The sequence below is a fragment of the Methylocystis sp. genome (genome assembly GCF_051061285.1).
Lineage (GTDB): Bacteria > Pseudomonadota > Alphaproteobacteria > Rhizobiales > Beijerinckiaceae > Methylocystis.
This window is the reverse complement of sequence record NZ_JBPFEA010000031.1, coordinates 166424-190578: the sequence shown is the minus strand read 5'-3', so window position 1 is coordinate 190578 and position 24155 is coordinate 166424. Positions and strand designations below refer to the sequence as shown.

26 protein-coding genes and 1 pseudogene are annotated in these 24155 nt (G+C 63.7%); 16 read left to right on the top strand and 11 right to left on the bottom strand.

Annotated features, from left to right (window positions below):
- Nucleotides 1-7 precede the first annotated feature (7 nt).
- On the bottom strand, nt 8-457 hold the full coding sequence (locus ACR65T_RS11550; protein ID WP_434496609.1) for a GatB/YqeY domain-containing protein: 450 nt from the start codon (nt 455-457) through the stop codon (nt 8-10).
- A 184-nt stretch (nt 458-641) separates the two neighbouring features.
- On the opposite strand from ACR65T_RS11550, the gene carA reads away from it, so the two are divergent.
- Nucleotides 642-1832 (top strand): glutamine-hydrolyzing carbamoyl-phosphate synthase small subunit, encoded by a 1191-nt coding sequence (carA, locus tag ACR65T_RS11545; RefSeq protein ID WP_434496608.1) that lies wholly within the window; start codon nt 642-644, stop codon nt 1830-1832.
- Here the strand turns inward: carA and ACR65T_RS11540 are convergent.
- Nucleotides 1829-2470: a hypothetical protein gene (locus tag ACR65T_RS11540; protein ID WP_434496607.1), complete on the bottom strand. Its 642-nt coding sequence runs from the start codon at nt 2468-2470 to the stop codon at nt 1829-1831. The two genes, carA and ACR65T_RS11540, sit on opposite strands and share 4 nt — an antisense overlap.
- Before the next feature lie 85 nt (nt 2471-2555).
- Here ACR65T_RS11540 and ACR65T_RS11535 point away from each other — a divergent pair, with 85 nt between their 5' ends.
- Genes ACR65T_RS11535 through ACR65T_RS11525 form a run of 3 tightly spaced genes read left to right on the top strand, consistent with a single transcriptional unit; the run spans nt 2556 to nt 4241 of the window.
- On the top strand, nt 2556-3125 hold the full coding sequence (locus tag ACR65T_RS11535) for a DUF2975 domain-containing protein (protein WP_434496606.1): 570 nt from the start codon (nt 2556-2558) through the stop codon (nt 3123-3125).
- Nucleotides 3125-3343, top strand: a complete 219-nt coding sequence (locus tag ACR65T_RS11530) for a helix-turn-helix domain-containing protein (protein WP_434496605.1) — start codon at nt 3125-3127, stop codon at nt 3341-3343. The genes ACR65T_RS11535 and ACR65T_RS11530 overlap by 1 nt, the downstream gene beginning before the upstream one ends.
- Before the next feature lie 16 nt (nt 3344-3359).
- Nucleotides 3360-4241, top strand: a complete 882-nt coding sequence (locus ACR65T_RS11525) for a hypothetical protein (RefSeq protein WP_434496604.1) — start codon at nt 3360-3362, stop codon at nt 4239-4241.
- A gap of 4 nt (nt 4242-4245) precedes the next feature.
- Here the strand turns inward: ACR65T_RS11525 and ACR65T_RS11520 are convergent, their stop codons facing one another.
- Nucleotides 4246-5001, bottom strand: coding sequence for a GyrI-like domain-containing protein (locus ACR65T_RS11520; protein WP_434496603.1), 756 nt, complete (start codon nt 4999-5001; stop codon nt 4246-4248).
- Nucleotides 5002-5139: 138 nt separating this feature from the next.
- On the opposite strand from ACR65T_RS11520, the gene dapF reads away from it, so the two are divergent.
- Together dapF and ACR65T_RS11510 are read left to right on the top strand one after the other, a co-directional pair.
- Nucleotides 5140-6003, top strand: coding sequence for a diaminopimelate epimerase (dapF, locus tag ACR65T_RS11515; RefSeq protein WP_434496602.1), 864 nt, complete (start codon nt 5140-5142; stop codon nt 6001-6003).
- Nucleotides 6000-7178 (top strand): MiaB/RimO family radical SAM methylthiotransferase, encoded by a 1179-nt coding sequence (locus tag ACR65T_RS11510; protein WP_434496601.1) that lies wholly within the window; start codon nt 6000-6002, stop codon nt 7176-7178. Before dapF ends, ACR65T_RS11510 begins: the two co-directional genes overlap by 4 nt.
- Here ACR65T_RS11510 and ACR65T_RS11505 read toward each other — a convergent pair.
- On the bottom strand, nt 7159-8343 hold the full coding sequence (locus ACR65T_RS11505) for a PQQ-dependent sugar dehydrogenase (protein ID WP_434496600.1): 1185 nt from the start codon (nt 8341-8343) through the stop codon (nt 7159-7161). The genes ACR65T_RS11510 and ACR65T_RS11505 overlap by 20 nt on opposite strands.
- A gap of 108 nt (nt 8344-8451) precedes the next feature.
- Nucleotides 8452-8844 (bottom strand): PRC-barrel domain-containing protein, encoded by a 393-nt coding sequence (locus ACR65T_RS11500; protein WP_175094861.1) that lies wholly within the window; start codon nt 8842-8844, stop codon nt 8452-8454.
- A gap of 331 nt (nt 8845-9175) precedes the next feature.
- Between ACR65T_RS11500 and ACR65T_RS11495 the strand changes: the two genes are divergently transcribed.
- A complete protein-coding gene (locus tag ACR65T_RS11495; RefSeq protein ID WP_434496599.1) occupies nt 9176-9874 on the top strand; it encodes a TerC family protein in 699 nt (232 codons plus the stop codon).
- A gap of 107 nt (nt 9875-9981) precedes the next feature.
- On the opposite strand, the gene ACR65T_RS11490 is transcribed toward ACR65T_RS11495, so the two are convergent.
- Nucleotides 9982-10857 carry a tetratricopeptide repeat protein gene (locus ACR65T_RS11490; protein WP_434496598.1) on the bottom strand — a complete coding sequence of 292 codons (876 nt, stop codon included), beginning with the start codon at nt 10855-10857 and terminating at the stop codon, nt 9982-9984.
- A 116-nt stretch (nt 10858-10973) separates the two neighbouring features.
- Nucleotides 10974-11198, bottom strand: a pseudogene (rpsU, locus tag ACR65T_RS11485) (30S ribosomal protein S21); the annotation flags it as partial.
- Nucleotides 11199-11461: 263 nt separating this feature from the next.
- Between rpsU and ACR65T_RS11480 the strand changes: the two are divergent.
- From ACR65T_RS11480 to ACR65T_RS11460, 5 genes are all read left to right on the top strand, one after another.
- Complete coding sequence (locus tag ACR65T_RS11480; RefSeq protein ID WP_175094858.1) at nt 11462-11629, top strand: hypothetical protein; 168 nt, start codon at nt 11462-11464, stop codon at nt 11627-11629.
- Nucleotides 11599-12411, top strand: a complete 813-nt coding sequence (locus tag ACR65T_RS11475) for a metal ABC transporter ATP-binding protein (protein WP_434496597.1) — start codon at nt 11599-11601, stop codon at nt 12409-12411. The genes ACR65T_RS11480 and ACR65T_RS11475 overlap by 31 nt, the downstream gene beginning before the upstream one ends.
- Nucleotides 12401-13270, top strand: coding sequence for a metal ABC transporter permease (locus tag ACR65T_RS11470; protein WP_434496596.1), 870 nt, complete (start codon nt 12401-12403; stop codon nt 13268-13270). The genes ACR65T_RS11475 and ACR65T_RS11470 overlap by 11 nt, the downstream gene beginning before the upstream one ends.
- 5 nt (nt 13271-13275) lie before the next feature.
- Complete coding sequence (locus ACR65T_RS11465; protein WP_434496595.1) at nt 13276-14151, top strand: metal ABC transporter substrate-binding protein; 876 nt, start codon at nt 13276-13278, stop codon at nt 14149-14151.
- Nucleotides 14152-14243: 92 nt separating this feature from the next.
- Nucleotides 14244-15371, top strand: a complete 1128-nt coding sequence (locus tag ACR65T_RS11460) for a CobW family GTP-binding protein (protein ID WP_434496594.1) — start codon at nt 14244-14246, stop codon at nt 15369-15371.
- Here ACR65T_RS11460 and ACR65T_RS11455 read toward each other — a convergent pair.
- Complete coding sequence (locus ACR65T_RS11455; protein ID WP_434496593.1) at nt 15362-15892, bottom strand: DUF6101 family protein; 531 nt, start codon at nt 15890-15892, stop codon at nt 15362-15364. The two genes, ACR65T_RS11460 and ACR65T_RS11455, sit on opposite strands and share 10 nt — an antisense overlap.
- 218 nt (nt 15893-16110) lie before the next feature.
- On the opposite strand from ACR65T_RS11455, the gene ACR65T_RS11450 reads away from it, so the two are divergent.
- The 4 genes from ACR65T_RS11450 (at nt 16111) to lpxK (ending at nt 19635) form a co-directional block, all read left to right on the top strand.
- Complete coding sequence (locus tag ACR65T_RS11450) at nt 16111-16932, top strand: 3'(2'),5'-bisphosphate nucleotidase CysQ (RefSeq protein ID WP_434496592.1); 822 nt, start codon at nt 16111-16113, stop codon at nt 16930-16932.
- Complete coding sequence (locus ACR65T_RS11445) at nt 16929-17189, top strand: DUF4170 domain-containing protein (protein WP_256033069.1); 261 nt, start codon at nt 16929-16931, stop codon at nt 17187-17189. The genes ACR65T_RS11450 and ACR65T_RS11445 overlap by 4 nt, the downstream gene beginning before the upstream one ends.
- Before the next feature lie 118 nt (nt 17190-17307).
- On the top strand, nt 17308-18588 hold the full coding sequence (locus ACR65T_RS11440) for a 3-deoxy-D-manno-octulosonic acid transferase (RefSeq protein ID WP_434496591.1): 1281 nt from the start codon (nt 17308-17310) through the stop codon (nt 18586-18588).
- A gap of 27 nt (nt 18589-18615) precedes the next feature.
- Nucleotides 18616-19635: a tetraacyldisaccharide 4'-kinase gene (gene lpxK, locus ACR65T_RS11435; RefSeq protein WP_434496590.1), complete on the top strand. Its 1020-nt coding sequence runs from the start codon at nt 18616-18618 to the stop codon at nt 19633-19635.
- Here the strand turns inward: lpxK and ACR65T_RS11430 are convergent.
- From ACR65T_RS11430 to ACR65T_RS11420, 3 genes are all read right to left on the bottom strand, one after another.
- On the bottom strand, nt 19619-19840 hold the full coding sequence (locus tag ACR65T_RS11430; protein WP_434496589.1) for a DUF2093 domain-containing protein: 222 nt from the start codon (nt 19838-19840) through the stop codon (nt 19619-19621). The genes lpxK and ACR65T_RS11430 overlap by 17 nt on opposite strands.
- A gap of 185 nt (nt 19841-20025) precedes the next feature.
- Complete coding sequence (locus tag ACR65T_RS11425; RefSeq protein WP_434496588.1) at nt 20026-21822, bottom strand: OprO/OprP family phosphate-selective porin; 1797 nt, start codon at nt 21820-21822, stop codon at nt 20026-20028.
- Between the two features lie 424 nt (nt 21823-22246).
- On the bottom strand, nt 22247-24007 hold the full coding sequence (locus ACR65T_RS11420; protein WP_434496587.1) for an OprO/OprP family phosphate-selective porin: 1761 nt from the start codon (nt 24005-24007) through the stop codon (nt 22247-22249).
- Nucleotides 24008-24155: the final 148 nt, after the last annotated feature.

Sequence of the window (24155 nt, the reverse complement as noted above, 5' to 3'; positions counted from 1 at the left end):
GCGGCCCCTAGCCCGACAGCGCCGCCTTCACCGCCGCGCTGGCCTTGCCGAAGTCCATGCGTCCCGTGTATTTGGCCTTGAGCGACGCCACGACCTTGCCCATGTCCTTGATCGAGGCCGCGCCGGTGTCGGCGATCGCCGCCTGCACGGCCTCGGCCACTTCCGCCTCGGAGAGCTGCTGCGGCAAATAGGCGGAAATGACCGCGATTTCGCCGCGCTCCTTGCCCGCGAGGTCTTCGCGCCCGGCTTTTTCATAGATTTCCAGCGATTCCTGCCGGCTTTTGATCATTTTCTGCAAAAGCGCGAGCTCGTCGTCGCCGCTGAGCGTCTTGCCGGCGCCGCGCGCTTCGATGTCCTTATCCTTCAGCGCCGCGTTGATGAGCCGCAGCGCATCGACCTTGGCGCGCTCGCCCGCCTTCATCGCCGTCTTGAGGTCCGCCGCTATCTTCTCGCGCATGTTGTGTCCTTGGGGTTTCCAATTCCGGGGCGGATGCATTACATCCACAGCCAATCGCGTCATGCCCGCGCTTGTCGCGGGCATCCACGTGGCGCCGCAGCCGTGGATGGCTGGATCAAGTCCGGCCATGACGCGCGGCGAGAGCGCTGTCAAGCCAGCGACGCGCCGGAGAGCTGAGACCTGTATGACCCTCGATCAAGATAACGGCTGGAAGAAACCCCTCCACACCGGCGTTCTGGTTCTCGCCAGTGGCGAAGTGATCGAAGGATACGGGCTCGGCGCCGTCGGCGAAGCGGTCGGCGAAGTCTGCTTTAACACCGCCATGACCGGCTATCAGGAAATCCTCACGGACCCGTCCTACGCCGCGCAGATCGTCACCTTCACCTTCCCCCACATCGGCAATGTGGGGACCAACGATGAAGACATCGAAACCGTCGATCTCGACAAGAGCGCCGGCGCGGTCGGCGCCATATTCGGCGCGCCATGCACCGACCCCTCGAATTTCCGCGCCCAGAAGCCGCTCGCCGACTGGCTCGCCTCGCGCGGCGTTGTCGGCATGTGCGGCATCGACACGCGCGCGCTGACGACGCTCATTCGCGAACGCGGCATGCAGAACGCCGTCATCGCCTATGCGCCGGACGGCTGCTTTGACATTGCAGCGATGAAAGCCAGGGCCGCCGCATGGCCGGGGATCGACGGCATGGACCTGGTGCCGAGCGTCGGCTCGAAGGAGCGCTATGACTGGCGCGAGACAACATGGCGGCTTGGCGGCGGCTATGGCGCGCGCAACGGCGCGCCGAGGTATCGCGTGGTCGCGATCGACTATGGCGTGAAGCGCAACATCCTGCGGCTTTTAGCGGAGCAGGATTGCGAAGTGGTGGTCGCGCCGGCGACCGCGACAAGCGCGGAGATTTTGGCGCTGAACCCCGATGGCGTCTTCCTCTCGAACGGCCCCGGCGATCCCGCCGAAACCGGCAAATACGCCGCGCCAGTGATCCGTGAGCTGCTCGCGGCGAAGGTGCCGACCTTCGGCATTTGCCTCGGCCATCAGATGATGGCGCTCGCTGTCGGCGCCAAGACGAAGAAAATGCCGCAAGGGCATCACGGCGCCAATCATCCGGTGAAGGATTTCACCACCGGCAAGGTCGAGATCGTCTCGATGAATCACGGCTTCGCGGTCGACCGCGACAGCCTGCCGGCGAACGCCGTCGAGACCCATCGTTCGCTCTTTGACGGCTCCAACTGCGGCATCGCGCTCACCGACCGGCCGGCTTTCTCGGTGCAGCATCATCCCGAGGCCTCGCCTGGCCCGCAGGACAGCCATTACCTCTTCCGCCGCTTCGTCGAGATGATGGAGAAGGCAAAGGCGGCCTAACGGTTTACGACCATCGGCGTCTCGGCGCGGTTTGCGAATTTCTCGCAAGCCGGCACCAGCTGATCGAGCGGCTTTTCCTTCGTCGCCGCTTCGCGCATGTCGAGATTCTTGAGCACCGTGAGATAGGGGCCAGAAGGCTGCGTGCGCAAATAAGTCGTCGTTAGCAGCGGACCTTGCGGGAAGTCGCCGCGCCGGCAGGCGTCGGCGCCGACGCCGAAGGAGCCGTGCGTCTTGCCGGGATCGCGCGCCTTCTCTTCCAGAAATTCCTTCTGCCGGGCGCGGATCGCCGCATAATCGGCCGGGTCGACGCGATAGGCATAAATGCGCGTTCCGGCCTTCGTCTCGCCGGCAAGCGGCGCGACGTCTTCCGGCGCGGTCGTTTCCTTAAGCGCAAAGATCATTTCATGCTTCGACTTCGCTTCGCCGTCGCGCCACCAGCCGATCTTCAGGGTCACGCCGCCCTTCTGCGGCTCGAAAGTTTCGGGCAGGCGCACCGCCGCGCGCAGCACGGCCGGATCGACGGAAGCGGCGTCGAAATTACGCAGCGCCCACATGGTTGAGACCGGCATATGGCTGCAGGCGGCAAGCATGGCGGCGGCGAGCGCCAGGCCAGACAGGCGACGAATAATGCGCGACATAGAACGCCTCATGTTTTGCGGTATGTTTTTAATGTTTGACATTAAATTTTTCTTGTGTCAATGTAAGCGACATAAGGAGACCGCCATGACCGACTTCCCTGCCCTTTCCTTTGATGACCTTCGCCTCGACTCGCTGCGCCGCCGCATCGGCTGGCTCTGCCAAACGCTGCGCTTCGCGCTTGTCGCCTATGGCCTCTGGATTCTCGTCACGATCGTGATGTTCTGGAGCGACGAGTCGGCGGTCGTTTCGCGATTTGCGTCACTGAAGGTCGATGTCGAAGGCCTGTCCGCCGATCAGCGACTTGCGGCCTTCGGCGTCAGCTTCGTGATCTGGGCGCTTCTCGTCGTCGCCTGCTACGCCGGCTGGAGACTGTTCTCGGCCTATCTTGAGGGGCGCATCTTCACGCCCGATGCGGCAGGATGGCTACGCTGTCTTGCGTTAGCGGGCCTCATCGCGGCGCTCGTCGATATCGCCGCCCGACCGCTAACATCGCTGATCCTCACGGCGCACAAGCCGGCGGGCGCGCATATGGCGTCGATCTATCTGCGACCGGAAGATCTTTCGACGCTCATGCTGCTCGCGACGCTCCTCGCGCTCGCCCATATCCAGAAGACGGCGGCCGACATCGCCGATGAAAACGCGCAGATCGTCTGATGCCGATCATCGTCAATCTCGACGTGATGCTGGCGAAGCGCAAGATGCGCTCGCGCGATCTCGCGCAACAGATCGGCATCGCCGAGCAGAATGTGAGCCTGCTGAAGTCGGGCAAGGTGAAGGGCGTGCGCTTCGACACGCTCGAAAAAATCTGCGAAATTCTGCAATGTCAGCCGGGCGACATTCTCGAATATCGGCCGGACGAGAAATCCGGCTAACAGTCGCGAGACAGGCATGCCGCGTATCATGACGAAGGCGTGGGGTTTAGGGCTTGCGTTCATCGCCGCGGCTGCGTTGGCGCTGGCCTTGCGTCCGGACCTTCGCCTCGCCGCGCGCGTCGCCTGGAACGATCCTCGCCTACTGCCCGCTTTCGCGGACGATCCGCGCGTTCACTATGAGCCTGAGGCGCGGGGCTGCGCCGAAGCCGTCGCGGAAATCGCGCCGCGCGCCATTGCGCAGATCGAGGCCGCACACGGGCGCACCTTTGCACAGCCGCCGGTGGTGGGCGTCTACACGTCCTATGAGAATTACGGAAGCGCCAACGGCATGGGCGATCCCGGCATCGCCGCCGTGACGCGGGCCGGCGTGGCGCTTCTGTCGCCGACGCTGTGCGGCAAGGAGCGCGATCGCCTTGAAGGCGTTCTCACGCATGAGCTGTCGCATGTGCATCTTTCGGGCTGGCGGCCGCTCGGCGCGCCGCGCCCGCCGCAATGGTTCACCGAAGGTCTCGCGGTAATGGCGTCGAACGGCGGCGGCGCTGAAGGCGTGAGCGAAACCGAAGCCGCGCAGGCGATCCGCGACGGCTATCGCGTCGTGCTCGACGGTCGACGCTGGATTGATTTCGCGGGGCTGGCCTTCGAACGCGAACCGCCGCGCGATCCGAAGCTCGATGCGCTCACCCAGCGCCAGCGGCTCGCCTATCGGCAGGCGGGCATGTTCGTCGGCTGGCTGCGCATGCGCGACGAGAAGGCGTTTTTGCAGCTTCTTCGCGCACTCGAAGCGGGCGAAGCGTTCGAACCGTCATTCGAGATCGCCTTCGGCGACGACGCGCAACAGCTCTGGCGTTGTTTCATTTCCGAACTCTCGGAACGTTCGCGCGGCGACGCTCCAAAATAATGCATCACTTCAAAAACACATAAATATCGACGTCGATGGTCGCGTCGTCGCCCTTAAAGTCGGTCAGATATTCCTCAAGGATGAGATCCTTCGTATCGAGCCCCTTCTCGTCGAGATAGGCGGCGATCGCCTCATAGGTGGCCTCGATCTCGTCATAGGAGTCGCGATGCTGGAATTTAAGCGCCTTTCCGGCGGGCGACGCGCCGATGCTGACGCCCTCGGGCAGCTTGGGCTTGCCTTCCGGCGCCGCCGCAAGCGGAACCATCGCCTCGAAGGCGAAGCCGGTGTCGTCGGTCTTGGTGAAAACGGCGATGGGCCGGCCGTTGACGGCAAGGCCCGCCGTCCCGACGGCGTCGTTGAGCTTGGCGAGCGCCTCGCTGATCGTCTTCGCCGCGTCCTCCCACTTGCCCTGTCCTTTGAAGACGGCGGCGGGTCGGGCCTCGACGGCAACGGTCTGGCTCATCATGGCCTGCGTCGCTTCGTCGTGGGCAGTGGGCGGCGCCGCGTCGCCTGGCTTTGCCTCTCCCGGTTTCACATCGCCAGGCTTGGCGTCGCTCGTCTCGCTGGATTTCGCGTCTGGCGCCGCATTTGGCGGCGCAGGCTTTTGCGGCGTGGCGGATTTGTCCGCCTCCTCAACGCCGGCGACCTGAACCAGCGCGCGTTCGGAGTAGATCGCGGCGCCCGCGATAAGAACTGTGACGATCGCCAGCGCACGCCAATGGCGTCGCAGGCTGTCCAGTAAGCCCGGTTCTTCTTCCATCGTCGAGCGTCCCTAAGCGGCCATCATGGCCTTTTCGCGCATATGCGACGCGCGTTCGGCGGGAGCCGCAGTGGCGCTTCGGCGCAGCCTTCTCTATATACGAGCGCGTCTCCCGGAGAATAGGCGAAAAGCTGCCCCATGGCGCATCCGCTCGACCATCTTCCGATTCTGCGCATGAATGGCGCGGGAAACGAGATTCTCGTTCTCGATTTGCGCGGGAGCGAGCACGAGCTCGCGCCGCAGGAAGCGCGCGCCATCGCCAGCGCGCCGGGCCTGCGCTTCGATCAGCTGATGGCGCTCCACAGCCCGCGCAGGCCGGGCGACGACGCCTTTATGCGCATCTACAATGTCGACGGCTCTCTCTCCGCCGCCTGCGGCAATGGCACGCGCTGCGTGGCCTATGCGCTGGCGCGCGAAGGCAAGAACACGCTGCGTCTGGAGACGGACGCCGGCCTCGTCGAAACACGCCGGCAAGCCGATACGGTTTTCACTGTCGACATGGGCTGTCCGCGGCTGGGCTGGCGCGAGATTCCGCTCGCCCGCGCCGTGGAGGATACGCGCGAGATCACGCTCGACCCGCCGGTCGCCGGCGCGCCGGCGCGTTTCTGCGCGGTGAGCATGGGCAATCCCCATGCCGTATTCTTTGTCGATAACGCGATGCTGGTCGATCTCGAGTCGCTTGGCCCGTGCATCGAGCGCCATCCGCTCTTTCCCGAACGCGCCAATGTCTCCTTCGCGCAGATGCTTGCGCGCGATGATATATTGCTGCGCGTCTGGGAACGCGGAACCGGCGCGACCAAGGCCTGCGGCTCGGCCGCCTGCGCGACGCTCGTCGCCGCCGCGCGCGCGGGGCGCAGCGAACGCGCGGCGCGTCTGCGCCTGCCGGGCGGCGATCTCACGATCGATTGGCGGGCCGACGATCATGTGCTGATGACGGGGCCGGTCGAATTCGAATTCGAAACGACGCTTGATCCGCGCATTTTTCAGGGCGTGGTGGCGTGAACGCGCCGCTACGCAACGCCAAGGTCGTAACCTTCGGGTGCCGGCTTAACGCCGTCGAGTCGCAGGAGCTCGCCAAAGCCCACGCCAGCGCACGCGAGACGGTGATCGTCAACACCTGCGCCGTCACCGGCGAGGCCACGCGGCAAGCCCGTCAGGCGATCCGCCGCCTGCATCGGGATCGGCCCGAGGCCGAGATCGTCGTCGCTGGCTGCGCGGCGCGGCTCGACCCGCCGGGTTTCGCCGAGATCGAGGGGGTGACGCGGGTTCTCGCCGAACATGGGCCAAATCGCGCGCTTGCGAGCATTGAGGGCACGCGCGGACTGCTTGCCGTGCAGAACGGCTGCGATCATCGCTGCACCTTCTGCATCATTCCTTTCGGACGCGGCGCGGCGCGCTCGGCGCCACCGAGTGAGGTCGTGGCGCAAGCCCGCGCGCTTGTCGCGAGCGGCAAGAAGGAGATCGTGCTAACCGGCGTCGATCTCACGAGCTACGGCGTCGACCTTGGCGAAGGCTGGACGCTCGGGCGCCTCGTGCGTCTGCTGCTGCGCCGCCTTCCAGAGCTTGAACGGCTGCGTCTCTCGTCTGTCGATTGCATTGAAGTCGACGCAGATCTCGTCGAGGCTTTTGCGGAAGATTCGCGGCTTTGCCCGCATCTGCATCTTTCGCTGCAGTCCGGCGACGATCTGATCTTGAAGCGCATGAAGCGCCGCCATTCGCGACAGCACGCCATTGAGGTCTGCCGCGCGCTGCGCAAGCGGCGGCCCGATATCATCTTTGGCGCCGACTTCATCGTCGGCTTTCCGACCGAGACGGAAGCGATGTTCGACGCCACGCTCGACATCGTCGACGCCTGCAGTCTCACGCATCTTCATGTCTTTCCCTTCTCGCCACGTCCGGGAACGCCGGCGGCGCGCATGCCGCACGTCGCGCCGCAGATCGTCAAAGAGCGCGCGGCGCGCTTGCGTGAAAAAGGCGAGGTAGCGCTACGCCGTCATCTCGATGCGCAGATCGGCCGGACCTTGCAGCTGTTGAGCGAGCGCGGCGGAATGGGCCGAGCCGCCGATTTCACTCTCGCCCACACGCCTGGCGTCGACGCGAGTCGAATGATCGAGGCGCTCTGCACGGGTCACGACGGGCGCGCGCTCACGACGCGCCCTACGGAGCCTGGTAGGTGATCCGATAAATCGCGCCGTTCTGGTCGTCGGTGACGAGAAGCGAGCCGTCCGCAAGTTCTGCAACGTCGACGGGCCGGCCCAAATAAGAACCGGAACCGTCGTTCCAGCCTTCGGCGAAGGGCGTGCTCGCGGTCGTCCCGGCGCGCGTGACCATCACGCGCGCGCCGATCGGGATGCTCCGGTCCCACGATCCGTGCTGCGCGTAAAACATCGCGCCTCGATATTGCTTCGGAAACATGTCGCCGCGGTAAAACATGATGCCAAGATCAGCCGCATGCGGCGCGGTCTCCACGACAGGGAAGACGACGTCCTTCGGCGGCTCGGCGCGCGCATATTCGTTGGTGCGCACATGTCCGCCGCCATACCAGGGGAAGCCGAAGTTCAATCCTGCCCTGTCGGCGCGATTAATTTCGCCAGGCGGGCGATCGTCGCCCATCGAGTCGACCTGATTGTCGGTGAACCAGAGCGACCCATCCGTGTCGAACGCCATGCCGACGGAATTGCGAATGCCGGTTGCGAAGACTTCGCGCTGCGATCCGTCGAGATTCATCCGAATGACGCCGCCGATTCCCGTCTTCTCGTAAAGCGCGAGCTTGTCTCGCGGCGTGACATTGTGCGGCTGGCCAAGCGAAATGTAGAGCTTGTCGTCAGGTCCGACGCGGCACACGCGGGAGGAATGGCCGCGGCTCTCTTCGTTCCTTGGAATGAGATCGCCTGATTTTACGACGATCTTGGCGTTCGCCGCCGCGTCGCGCCACGTGTTTTCCGCATCGTCGAACCGTGTGACGCGGTTACGCTCAACGAGAAAAAGCGCGCCCCCGTTTGAGAAGCAAACGCCATGCGGCATCGTGAATGGCATGGACGGCGCGAAGCGTTCGACCGCAACGGCCATCTTCTCGCCGGGCGTGATCGCATAGACGTCCTTCTCCTCGGCGCCGACAAAAATCGTCTTTCCTTCTCGCCCAATGGCGAGCGTGCGCGCCCGCGGCGCTAGAGCATAGAGCGAAATCGAGAAGCCTGGAGGAAGTTTGATGCGCTGGAGAGTTGATTCTATCTCCGCGCTTCGACGGTCTTGCTCTGCGCTACGACGGTCTTCCGCCCTCGCGACGGCGACGCCACAGCCCAAAACGCAGAAAAGCAAAAGTGCGGCGGCTCCAATACGCATGTCGATGCCTTTCGGACTCTTTCGACGCCATATAGGCGGCAAAAGGGCGGAGCCAGCTATGGCTCCGCCCTACCGCGGGTTCCCGCTTTGGTCAAAGTCACTCAGACGTCACCGGTCTCTCGACATCGTCGACGTCGTGGTGTCTTCCCAATAGGGGGAGGACCCGTAGTTCCTGTGCAGCCGGCTTTCCCAATCGCGATCGCTCCAGCTTTCTTCGCCTGCGAATTCAGGAGCGTTCCGCAGTTGCTCTTCCGTCACATCCGCGATGTATCCGCCGAGATTGGTGTCGTAACGGAACGCCTTCCAGGGCAAGGGATGCTCGCCTTCGCCGATGCCAAGAAAGCCGCCGAAGGTCATAATCGCGTATCGAACCGAACCAGAGACGCGATCAATCATCAGGTGATCGATTTCGCCAATCTTGTTGCCGGCCGCGTCATACACATCCGTGCCTTCGACCTTATCGCTGGAGATAAGGTTGGCGTTTGGCTGTGCCATGCCCATAGTAACCTCCTGCAGCGCGCACTTAGCCGACGCCATTGTCGAACTTGCCGCGCCTTTCCCAAAAGAACACAGGGTGAAGCCCCTTGTTCCTCGCGAAAACCCAAAAATCGGCGGCTACACAAGCTTAGCGACGTCTTCCTTCTTCGGTAAAATGCCGCTAATGCAAGTGTGAGATGCGCGGCGCCTCCAGATGAAAAGCTTCAGTCATCAGGTGGCCCCAGTCGCCCATCGCCAATGCATCAGGCGGATTGCGGCGAGACGGAATCGTCTTAGCGACTCCGATCGTCGGCAATCGCAGCAATGGGCTTCGCCCAGCAGGTAAGAAGCGCGCATGTCTCCGGAATTGAACCTCGGCTGGGAAGTCTTCGAGATCATCTGGATCAACCTGCTGCTCTCGGGCGACAATGCAATTTTGATTGCGCTTGCGTGCCGGCAACTGCCGGTGCGTCAGCGACGCTGGGGCGTATTTCTGGGCGCGCTTGGCGGCGTCATTCTGCGCATCGCTTTCACGCTCGTCGTCGTCGAGCTTATGGCGATTCCCTATCTGAAAATTGTCGGCGCCATTCTGCTGCTCATCGTCGCCGTGAAACTGCTGATCGACGAAGCCGAGCATTCCGACGTCAAGGCCAAACCCAACCTCTGGAGCGCGGTCGGCGCAATCATTATGGCGGACGCCGTGATGTCGCTCGACAATGTGATCGCCATCGCGGCGGCGGCGCATGGCTCGACCAATCTCATCGTCTTCGGGCTTCTCGTTTCGATGCCGATCGTGATGTTCGGCGCGGGCGCGCTGCTGAAGGTGCTGGAGAGATTTCCGGCGCTGGTCTGGGCCGGCGCAGGCCTTCTCGGCTGGGTCGCGGGCGATATGGCGGGCGCCGACCCAGCCCTGCCCACATTCGTGCATGTCACGAACCACGGCGCGCTCGAAATTGGGCTTTCGATCGCCGGCTGCGTCCTGGTGCTGGCCGTCGCCTTGGCGATTGCGATTTACCGGCAATGGCGCGAGGACCAGCGCGTTTCGCGAGACTAGAGCGCGTCCCGATCACATGGAATCATGTGACCGATTAGGAATCGCTCAAAATCAGAATGTTGGAGCAGGTTCTCAGCGAAAAAGTCTGTCAACGTTCTCGGAACCCGCTAGCCGCGTCCCATGCCCTGTTTGGCGAGGGGCTGCTGCGGATCGAGCGTGAGCGCGCGCTGAAAGGATTCCCGCGCCTTGGAGCGGTTGCCGCTCTTGTCGTAAGCGACGCCGAGCCAAGCCCACGCGAGCGCGCTCTTGCTGTCGACGTTGAGCGCGGCGTTGAAATCCTCGACCGCCTTGTCGTATTTGCCGAGTGTGACCAGGCTTTCGCCGCGCGCCAGGTAGGGCGCCGCCGCAAAGGGATCGCGGTCGATGGCGTTGTCGAAATCGGTCACGGCGCGCGCATCATCGCCGTGTTTCTGATGGATCAGCCCGCGTGCATGAAACGCCTGCGCGCTTTCGGGATTGAGGCGAATGGCCTGGTCGAGATCGGCAAGCGCCTGATCAAGGTTGCCCTGGGCGCGCAGCAGGTTGGCGCGACCGACGTAAGCCGGCGCATGTTTGGGATTGACTTCGATCGCTCGGTCGAAGTCGGCGCGGGCGGCGTCGCTCTGGCCCATTTGGCGGAGCGCGAGCGCACGATTGGTGTAGGCCGCCGAATTACTTGGCTCGAGCTTGATGGCCTGCGTGAAGTCGGCGACCGCCTCTTGGAACCGGCCGACCCGAGCGTAAGCGACGCCACGGGTGTTGTAGGCCTCAGCGCTCGACGGATTGCGCCGAATCACTTCGCTGAGCGAATTAATGTTGACGGAGGCGGAGTTCGGGTCGGTGTCGGCGATCTCGGCGATGCCGCGTCCCGGCGGCCGGATGCCGCTCGCGGTTTCGCAGCCCGCCAGAGCGACGATGGCGAGCGCCGCCGCGCCGCGCGTTAGGGCCTGACCAGATAGGAGCGAAGCTGGGCGACGCAACGTCGCCGCACGGCAAAAGCCCACGCCTTCAGATCCTCCCAGCCGCAATACGTCTTCCCCGTGTCTCTTCTATGCGCAAATTTAAAAGGCGCTTGCAATCCGGCGAGAATTCGACGGCTCTAGCCGGATCAGCGTGCGCCGACCGGCTTCGCCTTCACCGGCAGCAGGCCTTCGCGCTGGAGCTTCTTGCGGGCCAGCTTGCGGGCGCGACGGACCGCCTCGGCCTTCTCGCGCGCGCGCTTCTCGGACGGCTTTTCATAATGACCGCGCAGTTTCATTTCGCGGAAGATGCCCTCGCGTTGCATCTTCTTTTTCAGAGCCTTGAGCGCCTGATCGACATTGTTGTCGCGAACGAGAACTTGCACGTATCCATCCTGTGTTTGGGACCCGCCGCGACGGCTCCGTCGTTGAGCGGCCTTGATAGGGAATAGGTCTCCGGGCGCTGACGGAGCGCCTGACCCGTGCGGCACGGGATAACAGAATCGCCTTCCCCTGTCCACGGCCGATTGGCGCGAACGCGCCTCTACCTATACTTAACGCGGCGCTCCCCGGCGCCTAGCCGCGCTGGCGAGGCGCATGACTCCTTGTTCAATCCCGGCGTTATAATATAACATTGGTTATGTTCGACATGACGACGCAAGAACGCGCCCTGCCCCAGCATGTGCGCGCCGGCGCAGCCGCCGGCGCTCGAGAGGCGCGGCTCACAGCTCTCGGAGCTTCCGCCGGCGCCCGGGTTATCGTCGCCGCGCTGCTTCTTGCGGCCTTGTGGGCAGGCGCCTACTGGGCGCTGCATTGAGCGCGGCCGCCAATGCGCCGGCGATCCGGCTCGTCAATCTCACCCTCGGCTATGATCGTCGCCCCGCGGTTCATCACCTTGAGGGCGAAATCGCCCCTGGAGAAGGACTCGCCGTCTGCGGCCCGAACGGCGCCGGCAAGTCGACGCTGCTCAAAGCGCTCGCCGGGCTGCTGACGCCGCTTGGCGGCAACATCCATTTCGGCGCCCTGTCGCCGCGCGCCGTCGCCTATCTGCCGCAGATCGTCGACATTGACCGCGCTTTCCCGATCAATGTGCGCGATTTCGTGGCCATGGGCGCTCTGGCGCGCGTCGGTCTTTTCGGGGCGCTGAACGCGGCCGAGCAGGTTCGGGTGGGCGCTGCGATCGAAACGGTCGGACTTGTCGGCTTCGAATCGCGGACGCTCGAAACCTTGTCCGGCGGACAAATGCAGCGGGCGCTGTTCGCACGGCTGATCGTCCAGGATCAGCCAGTGATTCTCCTCGACGAGCCTTTCGGCGCGATCGACGCAGCGACGATCGACGATCTTTTGGTCTTGATCGCGCGGTGGCGCGCCGAAGGGCGCACCGTCGTCGCCGTTCTCCACGAATTGGACATCGTCCGCCGCGCCTTCCCGCGCACGCTGCTACTTGCCCGCGAGTGCATATTCTGGGGCGACACGCGCGACGCCCTTTGCGAAAAGAATCTCGTCCGCGCGCGCGCGATGTCGGAAGCCTTCGACGAGCGCGCGCGCGAATGTCTTCGCGATGAGTTTGACGCCGAAGATAAGCTGCATGTTCACTGACGTCTTCGTCACGCCATTCACCGATTATGAATTCATGCGACGGGCGCTTGTCGGCTCCTTGGCGCTCGCGCTTTCAGGCGCGCCGCTCGGCGTCTTCTTGATCCTTCGGCGCATGTCGCTTGCCGGCGACGCGCTGTCCCACGCGATCCTGCCCGGGGCCGCCGTCGGCTATCTCGTCGCCGGCCTGTCTTTGCCGGCGATGACCTTCGGCGGCCTCTTCGCCGGACTCGTCGTCGCGCTCGCCGCCGGCGCGGCCTCCCGATTTACGACGCTGCGCGAGGACGCGTCGCTGGCGGCCTTCTATCTCGTCTCGCTGGCGCTGGGCGTGACGCTCGTATCGCTGCGCGGCTCAAACGTCGATCTGCTGCACGTGCTCTTCGGCTCGGTCGTCGGACTGGACGACGCGGCGCTTTTGCTGCTCGTCGGCGTCTCGACCGTCACGCTCATTCTGCTGGCGGTTTTCTACCGAGCGCTGGTGTTGGATACGCTCGATCCTCTGTTCTTGCGGCAGACGAGCGCATTTGGCGAATTCACGCCGTTCCTCTTCCTCGCGCTGGTGGTGCTCAATCTCGTCGCGGGCTTTCATGCGCTCGGCACGCTGATGGCCGTCGGCGTGATGATGCTTCCCGCCGCTGCGGCGCGGTTGTGGACGCGCGATCTCGCCATCGCCCTGCCCCTCGCCGCGGCGATCGGCGCCCTCTGCTGTTACGGCGGTCTCGTCTTCTCCAACGAGACCAGCGCGCCGACCGGACCCGCCATCATTCTCGCCGCGGGCGTCGTCTATTTTTTCTCGATGATTTTTGGCCGCGCCGGCGGCGTGCTGCGGTTGAAACGGCCGCGCCGGCATCTCGAAGGATGAAAGCGATGCATACACGCCGCAGCGCGCTCGCGTTTTCACTCGCCGCGCTCGTCGCGCCCGCGATGGCGCAAGGTCAGAAAATTCCCGTCGTCGCCAGCTTTTCGATTATCGGCGATCTTGTGCGGCAGGTCGGCGGCGACCGGGTTTCCGTCACCACCATCGTCGGGCCCGACGGCGACGCCCATGTCTACCAGCCCAGTCCGGCCGACGGCCGCAGCATCGCGCAGGCGCGGCTGATTTTCGTCAACGGGCTCGGATTTGAAGGCTGGCTCGACCGCCTCGTCACCGCCGCCAAAAGCAAGGGCGAAGTGTTCACCTTAGGCAAAGGCGTCACTGCGCGAAAGGACGAAGAGGGACAAGATCCGCACGCCTGGCAGGACGTCGCCAACGCCAAAGTTTATGTCGAGGCGATCAGGGAAGCGCTGACGGCCGTCAATCCTGAGGGCGCCCAGACCTATAAGGCCAACGCCGACGCCTATCTCGCCAAGCTCGACGCGCTCGACGCGGAAATCCAGCAGGCGATCGCCGCCATTCCCCAGGAGCGTCGCCGCGTCGTTTCGACCCATGACGCCTTCGGCTATTTCGCCGCGCGTTACGGCGTCGAGTTCATCGCGCCGCAGGGCGTGTCGACGGAGGCAGACGTCAGCGCTCGCGACGTCGCGAAGATCATCGACGCGGTCAGGGCGCATAAGGTTGCGGCGGTCTTCATCGAGAATATCGCTGATCCGCGCCTCGCCAAGCGCATCGCCAGCGAGACCGGCGCCCGGATGGGCGGCGTGCTCTATTCCGATGCGCTGTCCGACGCCAAGGGCGATGGCGCTACCTATATCGACATGATGCGCCACAATGTAAGACAATTGACGAAAGCCCTGGCGCCCTAGGCGGCAGTCGGCAGTGGGCAGCAGTCAATCGGAGTTCCGACGGCCCAATGCCGACTACCGACTGCCCGGCTGCCTTCTCCGCAGGAGAAAAAATGACCGACAAGATCCCCGTTACCGTCATCACCGGCTATCTCGGCGCCGGCAAGACGACGCTTCTCAATCGCATTCTCACCGAGCAGCATGGCCGGCGCTACGCCGTCATCGTCAATGAGTTCGGCGAGATCGGCATCGACAATGACCTTGTCGTCGGCGCCGACGAAGAAGTCTTCGAGATGAACAACGGCTGCATCTGCTGCACCGTGCGCGGCGATCTCATTCGCATCATCGAGGGCCTGATGCGCCGACGCGGCAAGTTCGACGCGATCGTCGTCGAGACGACGGGGCTCGCCAATCCGGCGCCCGTCGCGCAGACCTTCTTCATGGACGCTGACGTCAAGGAGGCGGCGCGGCTCGACGCGGTGGTGACGGTCGCGGACGCCAAATGGCTCAGCGAACGGCTGAAGGACGCGCCGGAAGCGAAGAGTCAGATCGCCTTCGCCGACGTGATCGTCCTGAACAAAACCGATCTTGTTTCAGCCGATGAACTCGCGGAAGTCGAAGGCCGCATCCGCGCGATCAATCCCTACGCCGCTTTGCATCGGGCGGTGAGGTCGGACGTTCCCCTGCAGGCGGTTTTGGAGCGCAACGCCTTCGACCTCGACCGGATTCTGGAGATCGAGCCGGCGTTCCTCGAAGCCGAGGAGTCGAGTCACGATCATGACGATGGCCACGATCATGAGTGCAGTCCAGATTGCGGCCATGATCATCACGACCATGATCATCAGCACGACCATGGCCACGCACATGAAAATCATCACGCGCCTCACGCCGGGATGAAGCATTTCCATGACGACGAGATGCATTCCGTCTCGATCCGCCACGACGGCCCGGTCGATCCTGAACGGTTCGTCCCCTGGCTGAACGATCTGATTCAGCGCGACGGACCGGACATTCTGCGCAGCAAGGGAATCATCGCCTTCAAGGACGAACCGCGGCGGTTCGTGTTCCAAGGCGTCCATCAGATCCTCGATGGCGATTTGCAGCGAGAATGGAAAGAAGGAGAGAAGCGCGAATCGCGCCTCGTCTTCATTGGCAGGAAGCTCAAGGAGCAGGACATCCGCGAAGGCTTCGAGAAGATCGTCCTTGGCGCGTCGGCCGCGCAGGAGTCGCCTCACTCATAAGAAATGATCTCGCGCTCTGCGCCATACACGACCTTCGTGCGGCGGGAGTCGCCAGCCTTGCGGCGCATGAGAAATCGCGGACGACGCTTGCCCAAACTGGTCTCGCAGCGCCGGCGCAGGAAGGCGGCGGCGATCTCTTCGCCAACGCTCTCGCGCGAACGCAGCGCGCCATCTTCCTCGGTGACCCGCGGCAGTCCAAGCCAGGCCGCCCAGTGACGCCAGTCGGAGGCGGCGGCGCCGCAGTCTTGAGTCTCGCCGAGAAGAATGTCGAGGTCCGGGTCGCTGTGCGCCAGCGAAAGAACGTAGCGCGCCGATCCGTCGTCCGCGGGCTGCACCTCGAGCGCGACGCCGCAATAGGCGATGACAGGCACCGAGATGACCATGGAGATGCCGCTGAAGCGGCGGGAGATCAAAACATCGTCGCGAGTGACGCGGATGCGCCGCGCCCCGCCGTCGGCGCGGCGATCACGCTGAACAAAGACCGTTTCCTCGATCCTGCGCGCAGTATTGGCCTCAACCATCGATCGCTCCTTGCGGCTTGAATTCCGTCTCGGCTCCATATTGCCGCAGCCTGCCCGCGAAGGCGCTAAAAAGCCTGGTGAACAGCACGTAAATCATTGCTTCTACGCATGATTTAGGCGATGAGGGTGAAGTCCATGAAAACGAATTCGTTCAAATTGCTCCTATTCCGCGCAACGCGCCCGCTTGCGGCCCGCCGGCGCCTCGCCTACTCCTCTTCATGATGGGCTCCAGCCAGGCGGAACTCGCCGCTTTTCTTCCACAACTCGAGAGCGTCACGCGCAGGGCCGGCGACATCGCCATGGCGTATTTCCGCGCGGGCGAGCGGACGACCGCGGCGGTTTCCTACAAATACGGCGGCTCGCCGGTCACCGAGGCCGATTTCGCGGTCGATCGGTTCCTGTTCCATGAGATGGCGCGGATCGCGCCAGAGGCGGCGTGGCTTTCTGAAGAGAGCGCCGACACGGCCGAGCGCCTGACGCGCGACGCCTTGATGGTGGTCGATCCGATCGATGGAACGCTGGCGTTCTCGCGCGGCGACGCGCGCTGGTCGGTTTCCATCGCTCTGGTGGTTGGCGGCCGGCCGGTCGCCGGGATCATCCACGCGCCGGCGCTGGGCGAGACTTATGTCGGCGCGCTTGGGCTCGGCGCCTTCCTCAACGGCTCCCCCCTCATCGCGCCGCAGCGCGCCGAAATCGCCGGCGCGGCGCTCGTCGCGCCTCGTGCGATGCAGGACCGGTTGGCGGCGTCGCCACGGGGATTCGTGATGGCGCCGCGAACTCCCTCGCTCGCGCTGCGGCTTGCCGATATCGCCTCCGGCCGGCATGATATCGTGGTCGCCGCGCCCAATGCGCGCGACTGGGACATCGCCGCCGCGGATATTCTCCTTGCGGAAGCGGGCGCCATGTTGAGCGAGCCGGAGGGCGTCGCGCTCACCTATAATCGCGCGTCACTCGCCCGCGACATGCTCATCGCGGCTCCGAAATCGCTGTTCGACGATAGCCTCGCGCTGGCGCGGGAGGTCTTGGAAGGAAAATTATGAACAAGACGACGCAAGCAACCTCGGCGAAGAAAGAGAAACAGCTGTTGCATCTTGTATTTGGCGGCGAGCTGGAAACGCTCGACGGCGTCGCGTTCCGCGATCCGAGCAAGCTCGACATCGTCGGCATCTATCCGGACAACGATAGCGCGCTCGCCGCATGGAAGGCGAAAGCGCAATCCACGGTGGACAATGCGCATATGCGTTATTTCGTGGTTCACCTTTATCGGCTGCTCGATCCGGATGTGGAGAAGCTATAGGCGGCCTTCCAAAATTCGCCGGTTTTGCCAAGCATAGAGTTGTCATTCCGGGTTGGCCCGACGCGCGCGGACAAGACGCCGTCAGATGTGTGGACCGGATTCTTAATAGATTGGAAACATGTCGCTTCTGACAGTGTACCGGCTGGCGACGATCGCGGCGACGCCCTTCGCCAGCGCCGTGCTCAATTGGCGGGCCAACCTTGGCAAGGAAGATCCCGCGCGATTGGCTGAACGCATGGGCGAGTCGAATCGCCCCCGACCGCGCGGACGACTCGTCTGGCTGCACGGCGCGAGCGTGGGTGAAAGCCTGTCGCTGCTGCCGCTCATCGACCGCTTCATTCAGCGCGGACTCGAAGTGCTCGTGACAAGCGGCACCGTCGCGTCAGCGCGCGTTCTCAGCGCGCGCTTGCCGGCGGGCGCCTTTCATCAATATGCGCCGATCGACGCCCCGAAATTCGTCGAACGCTTCCTTGATCATTGGCGTCCCGACATCGCGGTCTTCGCCGAGTCGGAGCTTTGGCCCAATATCGTCGCGGCCGTGCGCGCGCGCGGCGCGCCGCTAGTTCTCGCCAACGCCCGCATCTCCCGCAAATCCGCCGAGCGCTGGCGCGCCGTCCCCGGCGCGGCGAAATCCGTCTTCGGCGCCGTCGATCTTTGCCTCGCGCAGGATTCGGATAATGCGGCCCGCTTTCTGGCGCTCGGCGCGCGTTGCGTGCGCATCGCCGGCAATCTCAAATTCGACGTGCCGCCGCCGCCGGCCGACTCTGCAAAACTTGCCCAGTTCAATGGCGCAATCGGCGCGCGGCCAGCATGGGCGGCGGTCTCCACCCATCCCGGCGAAGAAGATCTCGTGCTCGACGCGCATGTCGACATGGCCGCGCAAACCCCGTCGCTGCTGACGATCATCGCGCCACGGCGCTGGGAGCGCGGCGTCGAGATCGTCGAAGCCGCGCGCGCCAGAGGATTGACTGCGGCCTTGCGTTCGCAGGAAAGCGAACCGCGACGCGACGTCGACGTCTATATCGTCGACAGCGTCGGTGAGCTTGGCCTCATTTTCCGAAGCGTCGGGGTCGTCCTGATGGGCAAGTCGCTGTTGCCCGGCGGCGGCGGACAAAATCCAATCGAGCCGGCGAAGCTCGGCTGCGCCATCCTGCATGGCCCATATGTCGAAAACTTCACCGAAGCCTACGGCGAGCTCGCAGCCGCAAAAGCCGCTGCGCGCGTTACAGACGCCGCATCGCTGGCGCGGGCCGCGCACTATCTCCTCTCCGAACCATCGCGCATGCGTAAAATGGGGCGCGCCGCCGGCGAAACTGTCGAGAGACTGGGCGGCGCCTCGCGCGGCATCATGACCGCCGTCGAACCCTATCTCGCGCAAATGGCGGTGGCCCAGCAATGAGCGTCGCGCGCGGCGCCGCTGTTTGAGATGCGCGCGCCCGCCTTCTGGCGTGAAGACGGCGCGGCGGCGCGGCTGCTGTCTCCGCTCGGCGCGCTCTATGGCGGCATCGCACGCAAGCGGCTCGCGCGCGAGGCGCCGCGCGCCAATTTACCGACGATTGTCATTGGGGGACTGACCGCAGGCGGCGACGGCAAGACGCCTCTCGCCATCGCCCTCGCGCGCCGTCTCAAGGCGGCGGGAGAGCGCCCCGCCCTTCTCACCCGGGGTTATCGCCGAAGGCGCGGCGGAACGTCCTCCTTCGTCGTGGACTTGACGCATCACGGCGCGGACGACGTCGGCGACGAAGCGCTGCTGCTTGCGCGCGTCGCGCCGACGATCGTCGGCGCAGACCGACTTGCGAGCGCAGACCTGGCGCGGCGCCTCGGCGCCACCGTCGTCATTCTCGACGATGGCTTCCACAGCCGTCGCATCGCGGCCGACCTGACGCTCATTGTGATCGACTCGGACTATGGCGCGGGCAATGGCCGCTGCATCCCGGCCGGTCCGTTGCGCGCGCCGCTCGATGCGCAGCTTGCGGCGGCGGATATTCTGGTCGTCATCGGCGATGGCGCGCGCGCGCGCGACATCGCTATGCGGGCCAACAAGCCTGTCTTCGCCGCGCGTTTGGCGCCCGACGCGAATGCCGCCGAAGCGATGCAAGGCACGCGCGTCGTCGCCTTCGCGGGAATCGCGCGGCCAGAGAAATTCTTCAGCTTGTTGGAGGCATCCGGCGCCGAAGTCGCGGCGCGGGTCTCATTCGCCGATCACCGCCGATTCACGCAAAGAGATTACGCGATGCTATCGAAGTTGCGGCAGGAACAGGGCGCGCGGCTCGTCACGACGGAAAAGGATGCGGCGCGAATGGGCGGTCACCTTGCGACGCTCGGCGTCGATAAGCTGCCCGTCACTCTCGTTTTCGATGACGCCGTCGTTCTCGACGAGGCGCTTCGCGGGCTGCGCAAGGCGGATGAAGCGCGCGCCTTTCCGATCCTTAATCGGGCTTCTTGACGCCAAGACGCATCAGCTTGGCGTGCGGCCCGCTGTAAGGCTCCTGCAGATCGACGTTCCAATAGCGCAGATCCTCGAGCGGAATTGGCTCGCCGGTCACGGCGCAGCGCACATAGGCGCCGGGCTTGCGCACGCGATATTCGCCGTCGAGATATTCGACGACAGCCTCTTCAGCGGGCTGAGGCTGGCGGTTATAGCGGTTCATGCGCGTTCTCGACCCGTAGCGCCGGGGAAATGGACGCCCCACGAGGCGCCTGAGCGTCGTCACAAGCGACCTCATCGGCGAAGCCGAACGCTCCCTTTCGGCGGATTAGATTCCACGAGATATAGCATCGCGGGGCGTACAAGGAAACGCCCGCCGGCGGTCGTTTTGCCTGAAAGTGGCGCGGCTTACCAATAAACCTTGGCGCGAACCTCAAACAAATTGGGATGCGCGCCGGTATAATTGGCGCCGAGAAGCATGGGCAGCGGACCACCGTTGTATAGGTTCAATGGCGAAACGATGTTCATCACGCGCGTCCAGTTCGCCTGGAATGCGACGCCCGCGTCCGGGTACCAGTTCACGCCGATCGTAAGATTCTGCTGACGGCCGCCGTTTATCCCGGCGTTGGCGATGTAGGTCCGGGCGAATGGATTTGGCGTGACGAAAGTCGTGAGCGCCAGCAGGTTATAGAGGGTATTCCCGTTGTAGGGCCCATTGTTGAGGTCAACGGAGCTGAAGCGCGCAGCCAAGCCCCAGGCGCCATAACCGCCTGCGCTCAAGGGATTTTTGATCTTGAGCTGATTAAAGGTTGCGCCGTTCTTGTCGCGGATATCATAGGACTGCGCGCGTTCCTCGCCGGTGATCCAATACGTGCCCTGGATGTAATAGCCGTCGAAATAGGCCGACCGTCCCCCCGGATTGAACGGAACCAGAGAGCCGTTAACGGGAATGGCGCCGGTCGCCGCCGAAGCCGCCGTTAGATAGGTCGCACGGTTGATCGCATTTTGATCGCGGTTGTAAAAGGCGCCGAAATATTCCGCCTGGATGCCGAACGGCCCATGCGACGCCGCCAATTCAACGCCGAAGGATTCGACGCTCTTGGTGCATTTTCCGGCGAAGGCGGAGCTGTTGAAGAGGTTTTGGGGGATTGGCCCCACGATCGTTCCGCAGGAAAGATCCGGCGTGCCAATGAGGCCCTGGCCGAGGATATTGGCTTCCGATCTGATGCGGTTGCCCAGCGCAAGGACCCGGTCGTTGTTCACCGCCGTGGAGTCGTTTGGCTGATGGTACCGGCCGGAGGCCCCGACGTGGAGGAGATCATGCTCGGTGTGGATCGGCGCATAGGTCAAGCGGCCGGTCACGTCGAAATACTGACCGCCTCCTGTGGCTTGGAACCAAGTCGTATTGGACGGGAATGGCGCGCCTCCGCCCGCGTTGGGTATGTAAAGTCGCGGAATGCCCCAGGTCGCCGGATAACCGCGCGCGGGGTTCAGGCTCGCATCGCCGAAGCTGGTGCTGAAGATGCCGCCCTTGAAGGTCCAGTCGTCGCCGTAGGCGCCCATTGCAAGGCCGATATGACGATCCGGCTGGAAGGTGTCGACCGCAAGCGAGCGTTCGATGAAGTCGCGGTATTTTGAGGAATTGATCGCCTCGACGCTGAACGGCTCGAACATGCTGCCGACCATGACGTAGGCCGGCTCCTTGGCGAAAGGCAGCGTGAACAGCGGGCTTTGGATGCCAAAATAGGCGTCGCGAATGCCGCCGTACACGTGATTGACGCCGGTGATCTGGCTTGTACCGGTGAAGTCGTATTGCAGCTTGTAGAAGTAGATCTTCGCGGCCTTGCCTTCGACCTCGAGCCGAAGCTGGCGCCCGCCGACCTGATTGTCGAAACCGTTGAGCGGCAGAGCGATGCCGCCGCCGTCGATGATGATGCGGCCGCCGACTTTGAAGCTATACGCCTTGTCTTCAGTCTCGACGAAGAGGCCGTTCTTGAAGCTGACAAACACCGGCGGCCGTGGGGGCGTATCGGACGACCCCTTGGACGCCGCGGCGTTGGCGATATTCGTTTCGCTCTGCTGTGAACGGTCTTTCGAGGACGTGTATCGCGACGACGATTTGGCCTGCCGCGCCTCCTGACGAAGCTTGGCGACCTCGGCTTCCAGCGGACGAAGCCTGGCGATCTCCGCTTCAAGGATACGCAATCGCGCCTCGATCGCGCTCTCGGATGCGCGAGCGCCTGTCGAGAGCAATGCCCCTATCGCCGCCAGGACGACTGCTTGCTTCTCTCGCCGAATCGCCAAGCCCCGGACGTCCCTTTACGTTCGGCGACAGGGTGCGGCGTTAACCTTAACGAATGGTTAGCATTGTTTTTCGCCTGCCGTTTAGCCGGTCCGCTCAAGGGCCGTTCCGTCAGGCATAAGGCTTTCAGCGACGACGCACGGCGGACGTGGCTGAACACGAGCGAAGACAATCCTGGGCTATTCGGCGGATCTGAAACAGCGCCCGCAAGCGCCTCCCGTTTGGCGATTCAACCGCTCAAACCATTTAACGTTTTCTCAAAGAAAAGGCCCGCCGGGCCAAGAGCTCGGCGGGCCAACTGAGAGAGACAGAGAGAGAGAGCTGCGTCTACCAGTAAACTTGAGCGCGGACTTCGAACAGGTCCGGATGCGCCTGGCTCTGATAGCGTCCTTGGAGCGCCGCCAAGCCGGCCGGCAGGGCAAGAATGGATGCGGAGGACGCGCCCAGCGGCGCGGACCAATGCAGCACATGCGTCCAGTTCGCCTGGAAGTGGAAGCCGTTGTCCGGATACCAGTTGATGCCTAAGGTCGTATTCTGCTGCCGGCCGCCGGCGATGCCCGCCTGATTGGCGATGAGCGAAGTCGCCGTACTGTTCCCCAAGACGACCTGGCTATAGGTCAACATGTTGAAGAGGCCCGAACCCGACCAGCGACCGCTGTTGAGATTCATCGCGCTGTATCGGGCGGCGATGCTGATGGCGCCGGGGCCGCCCTTGCTGAAGGGGTTGATAATTTTGATCTGCTCGAAGGACGCGCCGTTCTTGTCCTTCACGCTGTAGGCTTCGGCGCGCTCCTCGCCGGTGATGTACCACTGGCCGTATCCATAGAAACCGTTGAAATAGGCCGAGGAGCCGCCCGGCGTAAAGACGCCGAGTTGCGCCGCCTGCAGCATTTTGCTGGGGTTACGGTTCACCTGCATGCCGATATATTCAGCCTGCATTGAAAGCGGACCCCAGGCGGCGGCCAGTTCGAAGCCGTACTGGACTTCGTTGTTGACGCATTTGCCCGACAGTCCAGTGTTTGCGAGGGCAATGCCGTTACCGTTGACGGTCGGGAATGAAACCGTGCTGCAGGAAAGGTCGGGCGTGCCCAGTGTTTGCATGCCGAGGATATTCGCCTCGGAACGCTCGCGGTTGCCGACGCGCAGCATGCGGTCATCGCTGAGTCCATTGGCGTCGTTCGGCTGGTGATAACGGCCGGCGACGCCGAGATGGAGAACCTCATGCTCGGTTTTGATCGGCGCATAGGTGAAACGGCCGGTCACATCGAAATATTGACCGCCGCCGCGCGGCACCGGCGCCCAGTAGGTCGCCGGAGCGCCGATCAAAGTGGGGGCGAAGTTGGCGTCCTCGAAGCTCGCCGTGAAAACGCCCGCCCTGGCCGTCCAGTTTTCGCCGTGACTCGCGGCGGAGACGCCGATATGACGGAAGGGCGCGAAGCCTGGGACCGCCATCGGGCGCTCGATGAAATCGATATATTTCGACGAGTTCATCGCGTCCAGGCTGAACGGCTCGTATGTCGAGCCGACGTGGATCCAAACCGGACTCGTGGCGTAGGGAAGTTCGCTGTTCGGGATCTTCAGGCCGACATAAGCGTCGCGGATGCCGGCTAACCCCGAGCCGGCGAAGTCATATTGCAGCTTGTAGAACCAGATTTTCGCGGCGACGCCTTCAACTTCGAGACGAGCGCGACGGATGCCTGCCTGGCCGGTATAACCATAGTTCGGCGGAACGCCGATCGGATTGGTGATGCCGCCGCCGTCAACCTGAACACGGCCGCCGACTTTGAAGCTGTATGCCTTATCCGCCGTTTCGACGAACAGACCGTTCCTGAAGCTGACGAAGACGGGCGGCGGCGGCGGCGGACCCGGGGGTCCTTTCACGGCCGCCACTGTTGCGGCGTTGGCGACGTTGGTCGCCCGCTTGACCTCGGCGCGCTGCTTGGCGACCTGCGCTTCAAGCTGCTGCAGCCGCGCCTTCAACTCGCGAAGTTCGGACGCGGTGTCCGCCACGGCCGGAGTGGCCGAAGCCGTCGCATATAAGCCGAACGCAGCGATGGCGAGCGCGCGTTGTCCAACTCCAAGTTTCATAATTCAATCCCCCGGTTAAGTTTCGGGCGACAGTGAAGCCAACGCTGGATGACAGAGCCGTGACAAACTTTGCCCTAGCAGTAATGTGACGTTGCAAGGGGCGGCAGGTGTGGCGCCAGCGCCACAGTCCTGGCGGCTAATCATTGTT

Coding starts and splice junctions, on each gene's coding strand:
- ACR65T_RS11500 (WP_175094861.1), bottom strand. CDS start 8,844: ATGGGCATGGCACAGCCAAACGCCAACCTTATCTCCAGCGATAAGGTC.
- ACR65T_RS11455 (WP_434496593.1), bottom strand. CDS start 15,892: ATGGTTGAGGCCAATACTGCGCGCAGGATCGAGGAAACGGTCTTTGTT.
- ACR65T_RS11520 (WP_434496603.1), bottom strand. CDS start 5,001: ATGGAAGAAGAACCGGGCTTACTGGACAGCCTGCGACGCCATTGGCGT.
- ACR65T_RS11445 (WP_256033069.1), top strand. CDS start 16,929: ATGAACAAGACGACGCAAGCAACCTCGGCGAAGAAAGAGAAACAGCTG.
- ACR65T_RS11465 (WP_434496595.1), top strand. CDS start 13,276: ATGCATACACGCCGCAGCGCGCTCGCGTTTTCACTCGCCGCGCTCGTC.
- ACR65T_RS11440 (WP_434496591.1), top strand. CDS start 17,308: ATGTCGCTTCTGACAGTGTACCGGCTGGCGACGATCGCGGCGACGCCC.
- ACR65T_RS11460 (WP_434496594.1), top strand. CDS start 14,244: ATGACCGACAAGATCCCCGTTACCGTCATCACCGGCTATCTCGGCGCC.
- lpxK (WP_434496590.1), top strand. CDS start 18,616: ATGCGCGCGCCCGCCTTCTGGCGTGAAGACGGCGCGGCGGCGCGGCTG.
- ACR65T_RS11540 (WP_434496607.1), bottom strand. CDS start 2,470: ATGTCGCGCATTATTCGTCGCCTGTCTGGCCTGGCGCTCGCCGCCGCC.
- ACR65T_RS11530 (WP_434496605.1), top strand. CDS start 3,125: ATGCCGATCATCGTCAATCTCGACGTGATGCTGGCGAAGCGCAAGATG.
- dapF (WP_434496602.1), top strand. CDS start 5,140: ATGGCGCATCCGCTCGACCATCTTCCGATTCTGCGCATGAATGGCGCG.
- ACR65T_RS11505 (WP_434496600.1), bottom strand. CDS start 8,343: ATGCGTATTGGAGCCGCCGCACTTTTGCTTTTCTGCGTTTTGGGCTGT.
- ACR65T_RS11470 (WP_434496596.1), top strand. CDS start 12,401: ATGTTCACTGACGTCTTCGTCACGCCATTCACCGATTATGAATTCATG.
- ACR65T_RS11495 (WP_434496599.1), top strand. CDS start 9,176: ATGTCTCCGGAATTGAACCTCGGCTGGGAAGTCTTCGAGATCATCTGG.
- ACR65T_RS11420 (WP_434496587.1), bottom strand. CDS start 24,007: ATGAAACTTGGAGTTGGACAACGCGCGCTCGCCATCGCTGCGTTCGGC.
- ACR65T_RS11525 (WP_434496604.1), top strand. CDS start 3,360: ATGCCGCGTATCATGACGAAGGCGTGGGGTTTAGGGCTTGCGTTCATC.
- ACR65T_RS11550 (WP_434496609.1), bottom strand. CDS start 457: ATGCGCGAGAAGATAGCGGCGGACCTCAAGACGGCGATGAAGGCGGGC.
- ACR65T_RS11535 (WP_434496606.1), top strand. CDS start 2,556: ATGACCGACTTCCCTGCCCTTTCCTTTGATGACCTTCGCCTCGACTCG.
- ACR65T_RS11450 (WP_434496592.1), top strand. CDS start 16,111: ATGATGGGCTCCAGCCAGGCGGAACTCGCCGCTTTTCTTCCACAACTC.
- carA (WP_434496608.1), top strand. CDS start 642: ATGACCCTCGATCAAGATAACGGCTGGAAGAAACCCCTCCACACCGGC.
- ACR65T_RS11480 (WP_175094858.1), top strand. CDS start 11,462: ATGACGACGCAAGAACGCGCCCTGCCCCAGCATGTGCGCGCCGGCGCA.
- ACR65T_RS11430 (WP_434496589.1), bottom strand. CDS start 19,840: ATGAACCGCTATAACCGCCAGCCTCAGCCCGCTGAAGAGGCTGTCGTC.